Source organism: Mesorhizobium sp. B2-3-5 (genome assembly GCF_006442395.1).
In the GTDB taxonomy this organism is placed as follows: domain Bacteria; phylum Pseudomonadota; class Alphaproteobacteria; order Rhizobiales; family Rhizobiaceae; genus Mesorhizobium.
Window position 1 is genome coordinate 378,829 of sequence record NZ_VFVX01000001.1, and the last position, 15,245, is coordinate 394,073.

The following is a 15,245-nucleotide window of genomic DNA, read 5'->3' on the forward strand; positions in this document are numbered from 1 at the left end:
CCGAAAGGTATTTTCTTCTTTGCATTCCGGTCCGGGCTTCGCCAAGAATGCCCGGCGAATTTTGAGAAGTTCTCGAGGGAGGTTTCAGTGACCCGTACGCCCGGTTTCAATACGCTCGCCGTCCATGCCGGCGCCAAGCCCGATCCGGCCACTGGCGCGCGCGCCACGCCGATCTACCAGACCACCTCCTTTGTCTTCGACGACGCCGATCATGCCGCCTCGCTGTTCGGGCTGAAGGCCTTCGGCAACATCTACACCCGCATCATGAACCCCACCCAGGCGGTGCTCGAGGAGCGCGTTGCCGCGCTCGAGGGCGGCACGGCTGCCCTTGCCGTCGCCTCCGGCCACGCCGCGCAGGTGATAGTGTTCCACAATCTGATGCAGCCCGGCGATAATTTCGTCGCTGCCAACAAGCTTTACGGTGGTTCGATCAACCAGTTCGGCCATGCCTTCAAGAACTATGGCTGGGAAGTGCGGTGGGCCGACACCAACGACATCTCGACCTTCGAGAGCCAGATCGACGACAGGACCAAGGCGATCTTCATCGAGAGCCTCGCCAACCCCGGCGGCACCTTCGTCGATATCGAAAAGATCGGCGAGATCGCGCGCAAGCACGGCCTGCCGCTGATCGTCGACAACACGCTGGCCTCGCCCTACCTGATCCGGCCGATCGAGCACGGCGCCGATATTGTCGTGCACTCGCTAACCAAGTTCATCGGCGGCCACGGCAACTCAATCGGCGGCGTCATTGTCGACGGCGGCACCTTCGACTGGTCGAAATCCGGCAAATACCCGATGCTGTCGGAACCCCGCCCCGAATATGGCGGCCTCGTCCTGCATGAGACCTTCGGCAATTTCGCTTTCGCCATCGCCGCGCGCGTGCTCGGCCTGCGCGACCTCGGCCCTGCGATTTCGCCCTTCAACGCGTTCCTCATCCTCACCGGCCTCGAAACCTTGCCGCTGCGCATGCAGCGCCATTGCGACAACGCCATCACCGTCGCCGGCTGGTTGTCCAATCATCCGAAGGTCGCCTGGGTGAATTATCCTGGCCTGCCCAGCGACAAGAACAACGCGCTGCAGAAGAAGTACTCGCCGCTGGGCGCAGGTGCGGTATTCACATTCGGCCTCAAGGGCGGCTACGAGGCCGGCGTTAAATTCGTCGAGGCGCTGGAGCTGTTTTCGCATCTGGCCAATGTCGGCGACACCAAATCGCTCGTCATTCACCCGGCGTCGACCACGCACCGCCAGTTGTCGGACGAGCAGAAGGTCAAGGCCGGCGCCGGCCCGGACACGGTGCGGCTTTCCATTGGCATCGAGGACGTCAGCGATATCGTCGCCGACCTCGAACAGGCGCTCGCCAAGGTTTGATCACCGATGACCGCGTTTCTTTCCGTCGACGCCAAGGCCGTCGAACCCGAATCCGGCGCGCCGGCGCCGGACCGGCTTATCTCAGGCGATCCCAAATTCCGCACCTGGAACGTCGAGGAGCGGGACGGTGGGCTCTACGCAGGTATCTGGGAATCGACGCCGGGCAAGTGGCGGATCGTCTATGACGAATGGGAATTCTGCCACATCCTGTCCGGTGTTTCGGTGATCGCCGAAGACGGTGGCGAAGCGCGCACGGTCAAGTCCGGCGACAGTTTCGTGCTGAGACCCGGCTTCAAGGGAAGCTGGGAAGTGCTTGAAACGACTCGCAAGGAGTACGTGATCAAGTTGTGAGCTGTTTTGGCCGGGAACTCGCGCACCCGGGCTCACGATTCTCAGAGGCCGACGCCGAGCGCCTCCAGTCCATGGATGTGGTAAGTGTCGCGGAAGCGCGGCTCTTCGGCAAGATGCAGTTGCGGGTGCCGATCGAACAAGGTCTTCAGCGACACCTGCAGTTCGAGCCGGGCCAGCGGAGCGCCGATGCAAAAGTGGATGCCGGCGCCGAAGGACACGTTCTTCTGGTCCGCACGATCCGGCCGGAAGGCCAGAGGTTCGGCGAAGGCGCGCGGATCATGATTGGCCATGCCGAGCAAAAGCCCGATCGTCTCGCCCGGTTTCACGGTGATGCCGGGTGCGACTTCTATTTCCTGATAGGCATAGCGCGTGAACATATGCAGCGGCGCGTCGAAGCGCAGGCATTCCTCGACCGTCGCCGCCGTTGCTTCCGGTGAGGTGAAAAAGCGGCGTGGGTCGCCGCCTTGCGCCAGGATAGAGCGCACGGCGTTGCCGGTCTGATGCACTGTCGCTTCATGGCCGGCATTGAGCAGCAGAATAGCAGACGACACCAACTCGTCTTCCGACAGTTTCTGGCCGTCCTCCTGCGCCGAGATCAGCAGCGACAACAGGTCATCGCCGGGATTGTTGCGCCGCTCGGCGATGTAGCCGCGCAGGAAATCGGAGAACTCGCGTGCCGCGCGGTTGGCCGTGTCCTCGGTCTCGCGGGTGCGGCCATGGACATACATGGCGACCATTTGATGTGACCAGTCGAGCAGTTGCGGCCCCATCTCGACCGGCACGCCGAGCATTTCGGCGATGATGGTGATCGGCAGCGGAGACGCGAAGGCGGGCAGCAGGTCGACGGTTTTCTGTCCTTCGAAACGGTCGATCAGCTCGTTGGCGAGCGCTTCGACGCGCGGCCGCAGCCGCTCGACCTGGCGCGAGACGAAGGCCCGGTTGACCAGTGTCCTCAGCCGCGTATGCACCGGCGGCTCCAATTCGAGCATGGAATTGGCTTCGATGCCGTCGAATGCCTTGAGATGGCTTCGGTCCTGGCCGATGCCGCGGCTGTCGGGAATGCCTACAGGGTTCTGACGGCCGAAGCGGCGGTCGCGCAGCAGCCGGTTGACATCGTCGAAGCCGCCAAAGCACCAGAACCCGAACTCCTCCCAGTAGAACGCATTCGAGACGCCATGCAGGAAGGCATAGGGCTCGTAGGGGTTCAGGAAGAAGGCCGGCTCGTGCGGGTCGAGCCTGAGGCGGCGGGTGGCTGGATCAAGGGCGAGGTAAGGGAGGTTCGATTTGGTCATCCCAGACCAATAGCGCGGCTTGCCAGCTTGGTTCCAGACCGTATGTTGGCGGCCAATGAACTAAGTTTGGCGGCCCAACGAATTGAGCCAGCGGTGCGGCTGCGGAAGGTCTGAAACGCATGGATGTGATCGTTGTTGGCGCGGGTATCGCCGGTCTCTCCACCGCGTGGTCGCTGGTCAAGGCGGGTCACAGCGTCTCGATCGTCGAGCAAGGACCGATCCCCAATCCGCTGGCGGCGTCGGGCGACCATCACCGCATCATCCGCCGCGCCTATCGCGCCGGAACCGGTTACGGCCGGCTGATCACCGAAGCCTATGAGGCCTGGGATGAGATGTGGGCCGATCTCGGCGAGAGCCACCTCGACGCGCGGGGGTTCCTCTGCATTTCACGCGAGCCGGGCGACGAGGCAGAGGACTACCGCGAGGGTTTGGAGGAGGGGAATTTTCCTTTCGAACTGTTCGAGCCTGACGCCGCGGTCAAGCGCTGGCCTTTCCTGGAACCGGGCTCGTTCCGCTATGCCTATTTTTCGCCCGAGGGCGGCGCCCTCCATTGCCGAAAGATCGCGGCCGGCCTGGCCACCTGGCTGCGTGCCAACGGTGCCAATGTCTACGAACACAGCAAGGTGACGGAAGTCGATGCCGAGGCCGGTCACATCGTGCTGGAGAGCGGCGAAACGATGCAGGCCGACAGCATCGTCGTCACGGCCGGCGCCTGGGTGCTGAAGCTGTTTCCTGAACTCGGCGGCGAGTTGAAGACCTTTCGCACCGCGCTCGCCTATGTCGAGCCCCCTGCAGACCTCAAGGCGGCCTGGGAGGCCGCACCTGTCATTCTCGACGTCGGCGGCAAGACCGACGGCTATATGATCCCGCTTTCGCGCGGCGCTGGCATGAAGTTCGGGTCAGGCCTGCACAAGGTGCCGACCAGCAATGCCGACTGGAACCGTGAGCCGGTACCGGGCGAGGGCGAGGCAATCCGCAACCTGTTTTCGCCGCCGATCGCCCGCATCAAGGAATATAGGGTCACCGAAGTGGTCACCTGCGCCTACACGTTCACCGCCGATGAGAAGTTCCTCGCGCATGAGCAAGGAAAATGCCTTGTTGTCTCGGCCTGCTCCGGTCACGGCTATAAGTTCGGCGCGGCGGTCGGCAGGCGCGTGGCTGCGGCGGTGGGCGGTGGCGATATCGCCGGGCTCAAGAAATGGTTGCGGGCAGAGGTGGCCTGAGCGCCTGCCTGAACGGGAATTAGTCCTGGCAATGCCTGGGAATATGCACGCGCCGCCAGCCGGACGAACCTTCCCGCACCTGCACGCGCCGTGCGACGGTCTGGTAGGACCCAGGAACATCGATGACACGCCTTTGCTCTGGCTGCACCAGCACTTCCTCGGCGATCCGGTCATATTGCGCCGGGATGACGACACGGCGGGTACGTTCCGGCTGGTTCACCACCGTCTCGGCGACGCGTTCGTAGCGCGTCTTGTGCCAGATCTTGCACAGCACGCGCCGGCCATGGATGACGCGCCATTCCCAGGAATAGCCGCCGCCATCGACTTTCACTGTGTGGTAGACGGTGCGGGTGATCGCGGGCACGACCTCGTAGGTCACCTGTGAGGGAACGGTCATCACCAAGCGTTCGCGCGTGCCGTAGATGGGTGGCGTGTAATCGACCTGCTGGCCCGGCGGGCTTACCATCACATCGTCATAGACCGTGTCGTACACGGCCGGTGCGCGCACCGGTTCATAGCACTCGACAGCGCGGCCACCGGCTGCCGTCTGCGACGTTGTGCCGAGCATTGCCAGCCCGGCAACGGCGAAGGACGCGCTTCTCCTGAGCATCACATTCCCCCTGTTTGAACTGCAGGCACAAGTTCAACGTTGAATTGTAGGGTACGCGGTCCTGGAGAAAAGCGGTTTCCCGCATCTCGTTAAGGGACGCGGTTAAGAAATTGCTACGTTGGCGGCGGGTTGATTGTGCGGCTGTGGCACGGCGGAGCCTGTCATTGCAACGAATCCTGGCCGCACAGCTTGATTCGCCTTACCCAGATGGCTAGGACGGGTCGGCCTTGCACAAGGATGAGCCGGCATCCTATCTACGGAACAGCGATCCAGAACCGATTCTTCCCGACCTGCCAGCATTCCCGGCGCCGGAACCCCACCGCGAGATAAGAGATAACGAATGAAGAACCCCGTCGAAACCTACATGAACCTCGTTCCGATGGTGGTCGAACAGACCAATCGCGGCGAGCGGGCCTACGACATCTTCTCGCGCCTCCTCAAGGAGCGCATCATTTTCATCACCGGACCGGTCGAGGACGGCATGGCGACGCTGGTCTGCGCGCAGCTTCTGTTCCTCGAAGCCGAGAATCCGAAGAAGGAAATCAACCTCTACATCAATTCGCCAGGTGGCGTCGTCACCTCGGGGATGGCGATCTACGACACCATGCAGTTCATCAAGCCGGCCGTGTCGACCCTCTGTATCGGCCAGGCCGCCTCGATGGGCTCGCTGCTCCTGACCGCTGGCCACAAGGACATGCGCTTCGCCACGCCGAACGCGCGCATCATGGTCCACCAGCCGTCCGGCGGCTTCCAGGGCCAGGCGTCCGACATCGAACGCCACGCCCAGGACATCATCAAGCTGAAGCGCCGCCTCAACGAGGTCTATGTCAAGCACACCGGCAAGAGCTATGACGAGATCGAGAAGACGCTCGATCGCGACCATTTCATGACCGCCGACGAGGCGAAGGATTTCGGCCTTATCGACAAGGTCATTTCGTCGCGCGAGGCGGCCGAAGGGGCGCTGGCATAAAGCCTTATTGGCAGCTGGATGGCACCATCACGCGCTTTTGGCGCCTTTCGCGGCATTTCGGCCACAATTGGCTGTTCCCTCGGGGATCGGGATTGCCTACGTTAAGGCTATGTTGATTTTCGACGGCTTAGCTTTGTGTGGGGTTGCTGCGAATCATTGCCACGTTTTCTGATTTGTGTTTCGTACGGAATACGTTGCGGGAGCCGGGACACTGGCGGCGGCGGATTCCCGCGATAGATTGAAGTTACGCCCTTTCAGCCAGACCATCGGCGGGCGGCCATGAAAGGACATGAATATGAGCAAGGTCGGCAACAACAGCGGTGATTCCAAGAACACGCTTTATTGCTCGTTTTGCGGCAAGAGCCAGCACGAGGTGCGCAAGCTGATCGCTGGCCCGACGGTCTTCATCTGCGACGAGTGCGTCGAACTCTGCATGGACATCATCCGCGAGGAGAACAAGACCTCGATGGTGAAGTCCCGCGAGGGCGTGCCGACACCGCAGGAGATCCTCAAGGTTCTCGACGACTACGTCATCGGCCAGCCCTACGCCAAGCGTGTGCTGTCGGTGGCGGTCCACAACCACTACAAGCGCCTCGCGCACGCCGGCAAGAACAACGATGTCGAGCTGGCCAAGTCCAACATCCTGCTGATCGGCCCGACCGGTTGCGGCAAGACGCTGCTCGCGCAGACGCTGGCCCGCATCATCGACGTGCCCTTCACCATGGCGGACGCCACGACGCTGACCGAGGCCGGTTACGTCGGCGAGGACGTCGAGAACATCATTCTGAAGCTGCTGCAGTCGGCCGACTACAATGTCGAGCGCGCCCAGCGCGGCATCGTCTACATCGACGAGATCGACAAGATTTCGCGCAAGTCCGACAATCCTTCGATCACCCGCGATGTGTCGGGCGAGGGCGTGCAGCAGGCGCTGTTGAAGATCATGGAAGGCACGGTCGCCTCCGTGCCGCCGCAGGGCGGCAGGAAGCATCCGCAGCAGGAATTCCTGCAGGTGGACACCGCCAACATCCTGTTCATCTGCGGCGGCGCGTTTGCCGGCCTGGACAAGATCATCTCGGATCGCGGCCGCAAGACCTCGATCGGCTTCGGCGCCATCGTCGCTTCGCCTGAGGATCGCCGCACCGGTGATGTGTTCCGGCTTGTCGAGCCGGAGGATCTGCTGAAGTTCGGCCTCATTCCGGAGTTCGTCGGCCGTTTGCCGGTCCTGGCGACGCTGGAGGACCTCGACGAGCCGGCGCTGATCCAGATCCTGACCGAGCCGAAAAACGCGCTGGTCAAGCAGTATCAGCGGCTGTTCGAGATGGAGAATGTCGACCTGACCTTCCACGAGAACGCCCTGTCGGCGATCGCCAAGCGCGCCATCGAGCGCAAGACCGGCGCGCGCGGCCTGCGTTCGATCATGGAAGCGATCCTGCTCGACACCATGTTCGAACTGCCCGCGCTCGAAGGCGTGCGCGAAGTGGTGATTTCGGAAGAAGTCGTGACCGGCAGCGCCCGGCCGCTCTACATCTATTCCGAACAGAAGGAAAAGAAGGGCAACGTCAGCGCGTGATATCGCACTTGATCCGATGTTTTTTATGGAACGGCGCCCTCGCGGCGCCGTTTTGCTGTGAGGGCATGCGACCTTTGCACTGGAGTGGATTGCGGCGATGTTAACTCTTGATCTTTGCCCCTCTTGCATCCACCTAACACGAGAAGGCCGAGGTGCCCGATTTCTGTGCTGTAAAACTCCCGTCACAAACGGTGGTAGGCGGAACGATCCCCGGTCGTTAATATGAGATTCGCGGTTGGCCTGATGGCGACCGCGACATGAAAGGTTGGACAATGGCCAAAATATCCAAGGCTCCCAGCGACGGCGTCTTCGCAGTCCTCCCACTGCGCGACATCGTGGTGTTCCCGCACATGATCGTTCCGCTCTTCGTTGGGCGTGAAAAGTCGATAAAGGCGTTGGAAGAGGTGATGGGTCAGGAAAAGCAGATCCTGCTCGCCACCCAGATGAATGCCGCCGATGACGATCCCGAGCCCGATGCCATCTTCGACATCGGCACGCTCGCCAATGTGCTGCAATTGCTGAAGCTGCCCGACGGCACCGTCAAGGTTCTGGTCGAAGGCGCCTCACGTGCGAAAATCGTCTCCTTCACCGACCGTCCCGACTTCCACGAGGCCCGCGCCACGGCGCTGGTCGAGCCGGAAGAGGAAGAGGTCGAGGTTGAAGCGCTGGCTCGTTCGGTCGTCACCGACTTCGAGAACTACGTCAAGCTGAACAAGAAGATCTCGCCCGAAGTGGTGGGTGCCGCCAGCCAGATCGACGACTATTCCAAGCTCGCCGATACGGTTGCCTCGCATCTCGCCATCAAGATCCCTGAAAAGCAGGAGATGCTGGCCACGCTCTCGGTCAAGGAGCGGCTGGAAAAGGCTATGGGCTTCATGGAAGCCGAAATCTCCGTCCTGCAGGTGGAGAAGCGCATCCGCTCGCGCGTCAAGCGCCAGATGGAGAAGACCCAGCGCGAATACTACCTCAACGAGCAGATGAAGGCGATCCAGAAGGAGCTCGGCGAAGGCGAGGACGGTCGCGACGAGGCCGCCGAGATCGAGGCGCGCATCAAGAAGACCAAGCTTTCCAAGGAGGCCCGCGAAAAGGCGGAAGCCGAACTGAAGAAGCTGCGGACGATGTCGCCGATGTCGGCTGAATCGACCGTCGTGCGCAACTATCTCGATTGGCTGCTGTCGATACCGTGGGGCAAGAACTCCAAGGTCAAGCAGGATTTGGCCTATGCGCAGAACGTGCTCGACACCGATCATTTCGGCCTCGACAAGGTCAAGGACCGCATCGTCGAATATCTCGCCGTACAGAGCCGCCAGAAGAAGCTGAAGGGGCCGATCCTGTGCCTCGTCGGCCCTCCCGGCGTCGGCAAGACCTCGCTCGGCAAGTCGATCGCCAAGGCGACCGGCCGCGAATTCATCCGCATGGCGCTCGGCGGCGTGCGTGACGAGGCCGAGATTCGTGGCCACCGGCGCACCTATATCGGCTCGATGCCCGGCAAGGTCATCCAGTCGATGAAGAAGGCGAAGAAGTCCAATCCGCTCTTCCTGCTCGACGAGATCGACAAGATGGGCCAGGACTTCCGCGGCGATCCGTCGTCGGCGCTGCTCGAGGTGCTCGATCCCGAACAGAACTCGACGTTCATGGACCACTATCTCGAGGTCGAATACGACCTGTCGAGCGTGATGTTCGTGACGACGGCGAACACGCTGAACATCCCTGCGCCCTTGATGGACCGCATGGAGATCATCCGTATCGCCGGCTACACCGAGGACGAGAAGATCGAAATCGCCAAGCGGCACTTGCTGCCCAAGGTGGTGCGTGACCATGCCCTGCAGCCGAAGGAATTCTCCGTCGGCGAGGACGCGATCCGCGCCATCATCCAGACCTACACCCGTGAAGCGGGCGTTCGTAGCCTGGAGCGCGAGCTGATGAAGCTCGGGCGCAAGGCGGTGACCGAGATCCTGAAGACGAAGAAGAAGACGGTGAACATCACGGCGGCCAACCTCGCCGATTACCTCGGTGTCCAGCGCTTCCGCTTCGGCCAGGTCGAGGCTGACGATCAGGTCGGTGTGGTCACCGGTCTTGCGTGGACGGAAGTCGGCGGCGAACTGCTCACGATCGAAGGCGTCATGATGCCCGGCAAGGGCCGCATGACGGTGACCGGCAATTTGCGCGACGTGATGAAGGAATCGATCTCGGCGGCGGCCTCCTATGTCCGCTCGAGGGCGATCGATTTCGGCATTGAGCCGCCGCTGTTCGACAAGCGCGACATCCATGTGCACTTGCCGGAAGGCGCCACGCCGAAGGACGGCCCGTCTGCTGGCGCCGCCATGGCTACGGCTATCGTGTCGGTTCTGACGGGTATTCCAGTCCGCGCCGATGTGGCCATGACCGGCGAGATTACGCTTCGCGGCCGCATCTTGCCGATCGGTGGCCTCAAGGAGAAGCTGCTTGCCGCGCTCCGCGGCGGCATCAAGAAGGTGCTGATCCCGGAAGACAACGCCAAGGATCTGGCGGAGATTCCGGACAACGTGAAGAACGGCATGGAGATCATTCCGGTCTCGCGGGTCGGCGAAGTGTTGCGCCACGCGCTGGTGCGCATGCCCGAGCCAATTGAATGGGTCGAGCCCGTCAATCCTCCGGCCGCGACTGACACGGCGGATGACGCTGGAAAGTCACTTGCGCATTAGAGTTTGCTAAAGTTGCAGCGCACAAACAGAAAGCCGGGCCTCGCGCCCGGCTTTTTCATGTTAAAAACCCCGGATTTCCGGGCTTTTTTCCACTTTTCCCGGGCTTTTCGACTTGGTTGCGGGAACGCTTCTTTCTAAAGTCCGTTTCCTGCCGGATGAGTCGTATGTTCCGGCGTTCTCATGGAAGGGAATTTTTATGAACAAGAACGAACTGGTGTCCGCTGTCGCCGACGCCGCGAGCATTTCGAAGGGTGACGCGCAGTCGGCGGTCGATGCGGTATTTTCCGTGATCACCGGCGAACTGAAGAAGGGCGGCGATGTACGGCTTGTCGGCTTTGGCAATTTCACCGTGTCAAAGCGTGCGGCTTCGACTGGCCGCAACCCGCAGACCGGCGCTGAAGTGCAGATCCCGGCACGCACCGTGCCGAAGTTCTCGGCCGGCAAAGGCCTCAAGGACGCAGTCAACTAAGCGCGTTTTTTTCTTTTTTCAGAGACCAGAAAAGCCGGGCTCCCCGGCTTTTCCTTTTTATGTCTGCCTGGAGGCGGATGATTGTCATGCGGTTGGCGCATCCGCACGCATCAGACCTTCCTGTTTGAGGGCGGCCCAGAGGGCGGCGGGCAGTTTCGCGTCGAGCAGCGCCCGGTTGCTTTCTACTTCGCTCGGCCGCTGGCCGCCGGGGATCACTGAAACGACCGAGGGGTGCAGCAGCGGGAATTTGAGCGCCGCCTCGATCAGCCGCACGCCATGGCGTTTGCAGACAGCTTCGATGCCGGTGACCCGGTCGAGAATGTCCTTGGGCGCTTCGGAATAGTTGTAGTAGGCGCCGGGCTTTGGTCCCGTTGCAAGGATGCCGGAATTGTAGGGGCCGCCGAGAACGATGCCGATACCGCGTTTCTGGCAAAGCGGCAGGAAGGACGTCAGTGCCTCCTGTTCGAGCAGCGTGTAGCGCCCGGCCAGCAGGAACAGATCGAAATCGCCGCGCTCGGCCAGTGTCTGGGCAACCTGCCATTCGTTGATGCCGCCGCCGAAGGCCTTGATGACGCCCTGATCGCGCAGCGACAGCAGCCCGTAATAGCCCGAGCGCATGAACTCCTCGATGCGCCGGTCGGACGCCTCCTTGCTGCCATGGGTGAAAATGTCGACATCGTGCACGAACAGGATGTCGATCCGATCGACACCCAGGCGTTCGAGCGAGGTTTCGAATGAGCGCATGACGCCGTCATAGCTGTAATCGTACACTTCCTGACGCGACGGCGTGTCGAAGAACTTGCCGATGCCTGTGCGCTGCTCTGGCGGGCAAGCGCGCATGAGGCGTCCGACCTTGCTCGACAGCACATAGTCGTCGCGCTTTTTGCCGCGCAGGAAGGGATTGAGGCGTGTTTCGGACAGGCCAAGCCCATAGAGTGGCGCGGTGTCGTAATAGCGGCAGCCGGTCGCCCAGGCGGCTTCGAGCGTGGCATTGGCATCCTCGTCCGAGACGGCGCGATAGAGATTACCCAGCGGCGCCGTGCCGAAGCCGAGCTCCGTAAAGGTGATGCCGCCATTGCCGATGCGGTCGAATTGCCGTGTCTTCATGTCCTGCTCTTCCCGGTTCGATTTGTCCGACATGACACTATCATGCCTGTGGCCCGGCAAAAGCGGCGCGCAGCGTTGGACATGCATTTTCGCCGTTGCTAGCATGAACGAAATCAAGCTGTTCGTGGAAAGATCCAGGACGATTTCGAGGACGGGCTTGCCGTGGGTGACCGGAACGAAAACCTGTTCAGAACCGCGCTCGACGAACTCGGCGCCGTGCTGGCGCGCGTGGATGAAGGCCGCATCGATGCCGCCTGCAGTATGTTGGCCGATGCCGGGCGGATCGTCGTCTATGGCTGCGGCCGCGAGGCCCTGCAAGTCAAGGGTTTCGCCATGCGGCTCTATCATTTGGGACTGCCGGTCTCGGTGGTCGGCGACATGACCACGCCACCGCTGGGGCCGGGCGATGTCTTCCTGGCAAGCTCCGGGCCGGGAGAAACCTCGACGGTGCTCACCTTGATGCGCGTCGCGCGCGAAGCCGGCGCGACAAATCTGCTGCTGACCGCTCAGGCTGGTGGTAGTGCGGCGCGGTTGGCTGACGCCACGCTGCTCATCTCGGCCCAGACCATGGCCAATGACCAGGGACCGCAAAGGACTTCGGTGCTGCCGATGGGCTCGCTATTCGAGGGGGCGCTGTTCCTGCTGTTCGAGGTGATGGTGCTGAAGCTCAAAGCCCTGACCGGTGCGTCGCCCGAAGCCATGCGCGCGCGCCACACCAACATGGAATAGATCATGCGCTATGAACTGATGCTGCCGCACCAGATCCGCAAGGCGATCGCCGAGAACTGGCCGGTCGCGCTGCCGCTCGGAGTGCTGGAATACCATGGCGAGCACATGGCCGTCGGGATGGACACGCTGGCGGTCATCAAGACGCTTGAACTGTTCGAGAAGGAGCGGGACGTCGTCATCCTGCCGCCCTTCCACTATGGCGCGGCGAGTTACGCGGTGGCGCCACCGGAAGGCAGCGGTTCGGTGCAGGTCGGCGGCCCTGTGCTTGCGCCTTTCGCGGAGGAGCTGTTCTACGGCCTGCTGCGCATCGGCTTCCGCAACGTCCACGCCATTATTCACCACCAGACCGAGAATTTCGCCGCCGGCATGCCGACCGATCTGGCCTTCAAGACCGCGGGCCGGCAAGCCATCTTTCGGTTTCTCGAAAAGGAGCGCGGCGAGGGCTGGTGGGGTTCAAACACCATGGTCGATTACTATGCCGGCCATGCCCAAGGCGAGAATGTCTTCAACTGGGTGCAGGTGCATCCACTGATGCCGGCCGCCATGAACGGCAAGTATCCGTTCGACCATGCCGGGATCGGCGAGACGTCATTGATGCTGGCGCTATGTCCGGAGGCTGTCGATGCGGCTCACTTCGCCGACAATACAGGCTGGTATACGGCGAGCGCCAAGGATGCCTCGGCGGAACTCGGGAACAAGGGCGTCGCCATGATCATGGATCATCTGCGCGCTGTCCTGAAGGCCTAATTCCGGTTTTCAAACCGCTCCGCCTGGTAGTCGGTGATGGATTTGTCCGGATCGCTCCTTGGTCGTCACTTCACGGCTCCCGCCGTCATGCCCATGATCAGATAGCGTTCCAGCGCGATGCCGATGACCGCCAGGGGCGCGATGGCCGCGGTGGCAAGGGCCGCCATCGACCACCAGTTGATGCCTTGCGAGCCGGTCTGGCTCGCCACCATCACCGGGATGGTCTTGGCATCGGTCGAGGTCAAAAGGGCGGCGAAGAAATACTCGTTCCAGCACAGCACCATCGCCAGGATGAAGGCTGCGACCATGCCGGGCAGCGCGATCGGCATGACGATGCGCAAGAATGCGCCCCAGATCGACAGGCCATCGACGAGCGCTGCTTCCTCCAGTTCGACGGGTATCGAGTTGAACTGGTCGCGCATGATCCAGATGACGATCGGCAGCACCATCAGCGTGTAGAGCAGGATCAGCCCGACGCGCGTGTCGAGCAGGCCGACCTCCCGGTAGAGAACCAGGAAGGGCAGGGCCAGCACCACAGGCGGCAGGATCAGCTGCGACAGGAAGAAGAACGAGATATCCTCGTTCTTGAACCAGGCGAAGCGGTAGCGGTAGCGCGTGAGGCCGTAGGCGGCGAGGCTGCCGATGATGATGGCGAGGCTCGACGCGCCAACCGAGGTGATGACCGAATTCATGAAGCGCTTGAAGAATTCGTCGCGCACCGTGGAGGTCTGGGAAATCGAATCCGGCGAGAGGCCAAGCGATCGCCAACCCTTCCAGTCCGGCTGGAAGTCTATGAAGGGGATCAGATGCCCTTGCGTGACGTCGACCGCCGATTTGAACGAGGTCGTTATCGTCCAGTAGATCGGGAACAGGCAGATGAAGGCCCAGAAGACCAGCGCGCCATAGATGAAGACGCGGCTGGTGATGAAGCTCGCCGGAGAGCGGATTTCGGAGACGGTATAGTCGGTCGTCTGAACGCTCATGATCCGGCCACTCAGTTGACGTTGCGCACGAAGCGGTTGGCGAGCTTCAAGAGCCAGGTCACGAACACGACGATGATGATGAGATAGGCCATCGCCAGCATGGTGCCGTAGCCGACATTCGAGCGGTCGCGGTATTCGCGGTAGATGAAGCTCGAGACGGAATCGGTCGCACCACCTGGGCCGCCCGACGTCACCGTGATGATGATATCGGCAAGCTTCAGCTTGAAGATGATGCGCAGGATCACCGCCGTCACCGAGACTGGAAGCATCAGCGGGAAGGTGACCTGCCAGAAGGTCTGCCACGCGGTCGCGCCGTCGACGCGCGCCGCCTCCAGCACCTCGCGCGACATTGCCTGCAGGCCGGCGAGCAGCATGATCATCATGAACGGTATGAAGGTCCAGGCATCAAGCAGCATGATCGAGATGCGCGCGGTGATCGGGTCGGAAAAGAAGGCGGGATTGTCCCAGCCGAGATGGCGTGCCAGCGTTGCCGCCGGCCCGAACCGGTACTCCATCAGTGATTTGCCGATCATCCAAGACACCGCGACCGGCGACAGCATCAGCGGCATCAGGAAGACGACGCGGAAGAATTTTCGCGCCCGGATCTGCGCGTTGAGCAACAACGCCAGCCCGAAGGCGATGACATATTCGACCAGCACCGCCAGCACGTAGAGCACCATGTTGAACAGTGCGTTGCGGTAGTAGGGATCGCCGAGCATCTGCCAGAAATTGTCGAGGCCGTTGAACCTGCGGCCACTGAAGGAGCTGAGATTCCAGTCGGTGAGCGCAATGTAGAAACCGAACAGCGTCGGGAAGATCACCATGGCGATGGTGAAAAGCAGCGCCGGTAAGAGGAACAGCGCGCGCTGGCCGTCCTCGCCCCGCGTCAGAACCTGGCCGATGCCGAGTGCCACGCCCCACAGCACATAGGCATAAACGACAGGACGCCATGTCTCGAAGCCGATCGCGTCGACTTCGGTCTTGTAGAGGATCTGAAGCAGGATCATCGCCAGGAGGCCGAACGTGGCCAAGGCCATCAGTGCCCAGCCGAGACGTTTGCGGCCAGGCGGGATCAGGTCCAGTGGTGCGGAATTTGCCGGCCACGCATTCGTGGTCGAAGTCTGTTCAGCCACGCCTCTCGC

Annotated in this window: 14 protein-coding genes; 9 read left to right on the forward strand and 5 right to left on the reverse strand. The window is 61.8% G+C overall.

Features of this window, described 5'->3' with window-relative positions; translation table 11 throughout:
* Positions 1-87: 87 nt before the first annotated feature.
* Both FJ958_RS01930 and FJ958_RS01935 read left to right on the forward strand, forming a co-directional pair.
* Entirely contained in the window at positions 88-1,368 is a 1,281-nt protein-coding gene (locus FJ958_RS01930) for an O-acetylhomoserine aminocarboxypropyltransferase (protein ID WP_140738689.1), read from the forward strand.
* Positions 1,369-1,374: 6 nt separating this feature from the next.
* Entirely contained in the window at positions 1,375-1,719 is a 345-nt protein-coding gene (locus FJ958_RS01935; RefSeq protein ID WP_140738692.1) for a cupin domain-containing protein, read from the forward strand.
* Between the two features lie 41 nt (positions 1,720-1,760).
* Here FJ958_RS01935 and FJ958_RS01940 read toward each other — a convergent pair whose 3' ends face one another.
* Positions 1,761-3,011 (reverse strand): cytochrome P450, encoded by a 1,251-nt coding sequence (locus tag FJ958_RS01940; protein WP_140738695.1) that lies wholly within the window; start codon positions 3,009-3,011, stop codon positions 1,761-1,763.
* 119 nt (positions 3,012-3,130) lie between these two features.
* On the opposite strand from FJ958_RS01940, the gene FJ958_RS01945 reads away from it, so the two are divergent.
* A complete protein-coding gene (locus FJ958_RS01945; RefSeq protein ID WP_140738698.1) occupies positions 3,131-4,234 on the forward strand; it encodes an FAD-dependent oxidoreductase in 1,104 nt (367 codons plus the stop codon).
* A 19-nt stretch (positions 4,235-4,253) separates the two neighbouring features.
* Here FJ958_RS01945 and FJ958_RS01950 read toward each other — a convergent pair whose 3' ends face one another.
* Entirely contained in the window at positions 4,254-4,844 is a 591-nt protein-coding gene (locus tag FJ958_RS01950; RefSeq protein WP_140738701.1) for a hypothetical protein, read from the reverse strand.
* A 340-nt stretch (positions 4,845-5,184) separates the two neighbouring features.
* On the opposite strand from FJ958_RS01950, the gene clpP reads away from it, so the two are divergent.
* The 4 genes from clpP to FJ958_RS01970 all read left to right on the forward strand — a co-directional run bounded on the left by clpP (position 5,185) and on the right by FJ958_RS01970 (position 10,537).
* Positions 5,185-5,814 carry an ATP-dependent Clp endopeptidase proteolytic subunit ClpP gene (gene clpP, locus FJ958_RS01955; RefSeq protein ID WP_027028064.1) on the forward strand — a complete coding sequence of 210 codons (630 nt, stop codon included), beginning with the start codon at positions 5,185-5,187 and terminating at the stop codon, positions 5,812-5,814.
* A 295-nt stretch (positions 5,815-6,109) separates the two neighbouring features.
* A complete protein-coding gene (clpX, locus tag FJ958_RS01960) occupies positions 6,110-7,384 on the forward strand; it encodes an ATP-dependent Clp protease ATP-binding subunit ClpX (protein ID WP_023759839.1) in 1,275 nt (424 codons plus the stop codon).
* A 272-nt stretch (positions 7,385-7,656) separates the two neighbouring features.
* A complete protein-coding gene (lon, locus tag FJ958_RS01965; RefSeq protein WP_140738704.1) occupies positions 7,657-10,068 on the forward strand; it encodes an endopeptidase La in 2,412 nt (803 codons plus the stop codon).
* A 196-nt stretch (positions 10,069-10,264) separates the two neighbouring features.
* Entirely contained in the window at positions 10,265-10,537 is a 273-nt protein-coding gene (locus tag FJ958_RS01970) for an HU family DNA-binding protein (protein ID WP_023798342.1), read from the forward strand.
* 84 nt (positions 10,538-10,621) lie between these two features.
* On the opposite strand, the gene FJ958_RS01975 is transcribed toward FJ958_RS01970, so the two are convergent.
* The gene (locus FJ958_RS01975) at positions 10,622-11,644 is read right to left on the reverse strand and encodes an aldo/keto reductase (RefSeq protein ID WP_140739153.1); all 1,023 of its coding nucleotides are present in this window, start codon (positions 11,642-11,644) and stop codon (positions 10,622-10,624) included.
* Positions 11,645-11,806: 162 nt separating this feature from the next.
* Here FJ958_RS01975 and FJ958_RS01980 point away from each other — a divergent pair, with 162 nt between their 5' ends.
* Positions 11,807-12,373: an SIS domain-containing protein gene (locus FJ958_RS01980; RefSeq protein ID WP_140738706.1), complete on the forward strand. Its 567-nt coding sequence runs from the start codon at positions 11,807-11,809 to the stop codon at positions 12,371-12,373.
* A 3-nt stretch (positions 12,374-12,376) separates the two neighbouring features.
* On the forward strand, positions 12,377-13,120 hold the full coding sequence (locus FJ958_RS01985; protein WP_140738708.1) for a creatininase family protein: 744 nt from the start codon (positions 12,377-12,379) through the stop codon (positions 13,118-13,120).
* A gap of 65 nt (positions 13,121-13,185) precedes the next feature.
* Here the strand turns inward: FJ958_RS01985 and FJ958_RS01990 are convergent, their stop codons facing one another.
* Together FJ958_RS01990 and FJ958_RS01995 are read right to left on the reverse strand one after the other, a co-directional pair.
* Entirely contained in the window at positions 13,186-14,103 is a 918-nt protein-coding gene (locus FJ958_RS01990) for a carbohydrate ABC transporter permease (protein WP_140738711.1), read from the reverse strand.
* Positions 14,104-14,114: 11 nt separating this feature from the next.
* The gene (locus FJ958_RS01995; RefSeq protein WP_140738714.1) at positions 14,115-15,236 is read right to left on the reverse strand and encodes a sugar ABC transporter permease; all 1,122 of its coding nucleotides are present in this window, start codon (positions 15,234-15,236) and stop codon (positions 14,115-14,117) included.
* Positions 15,237-15,245: the final 9 nt, after the last annotated feature.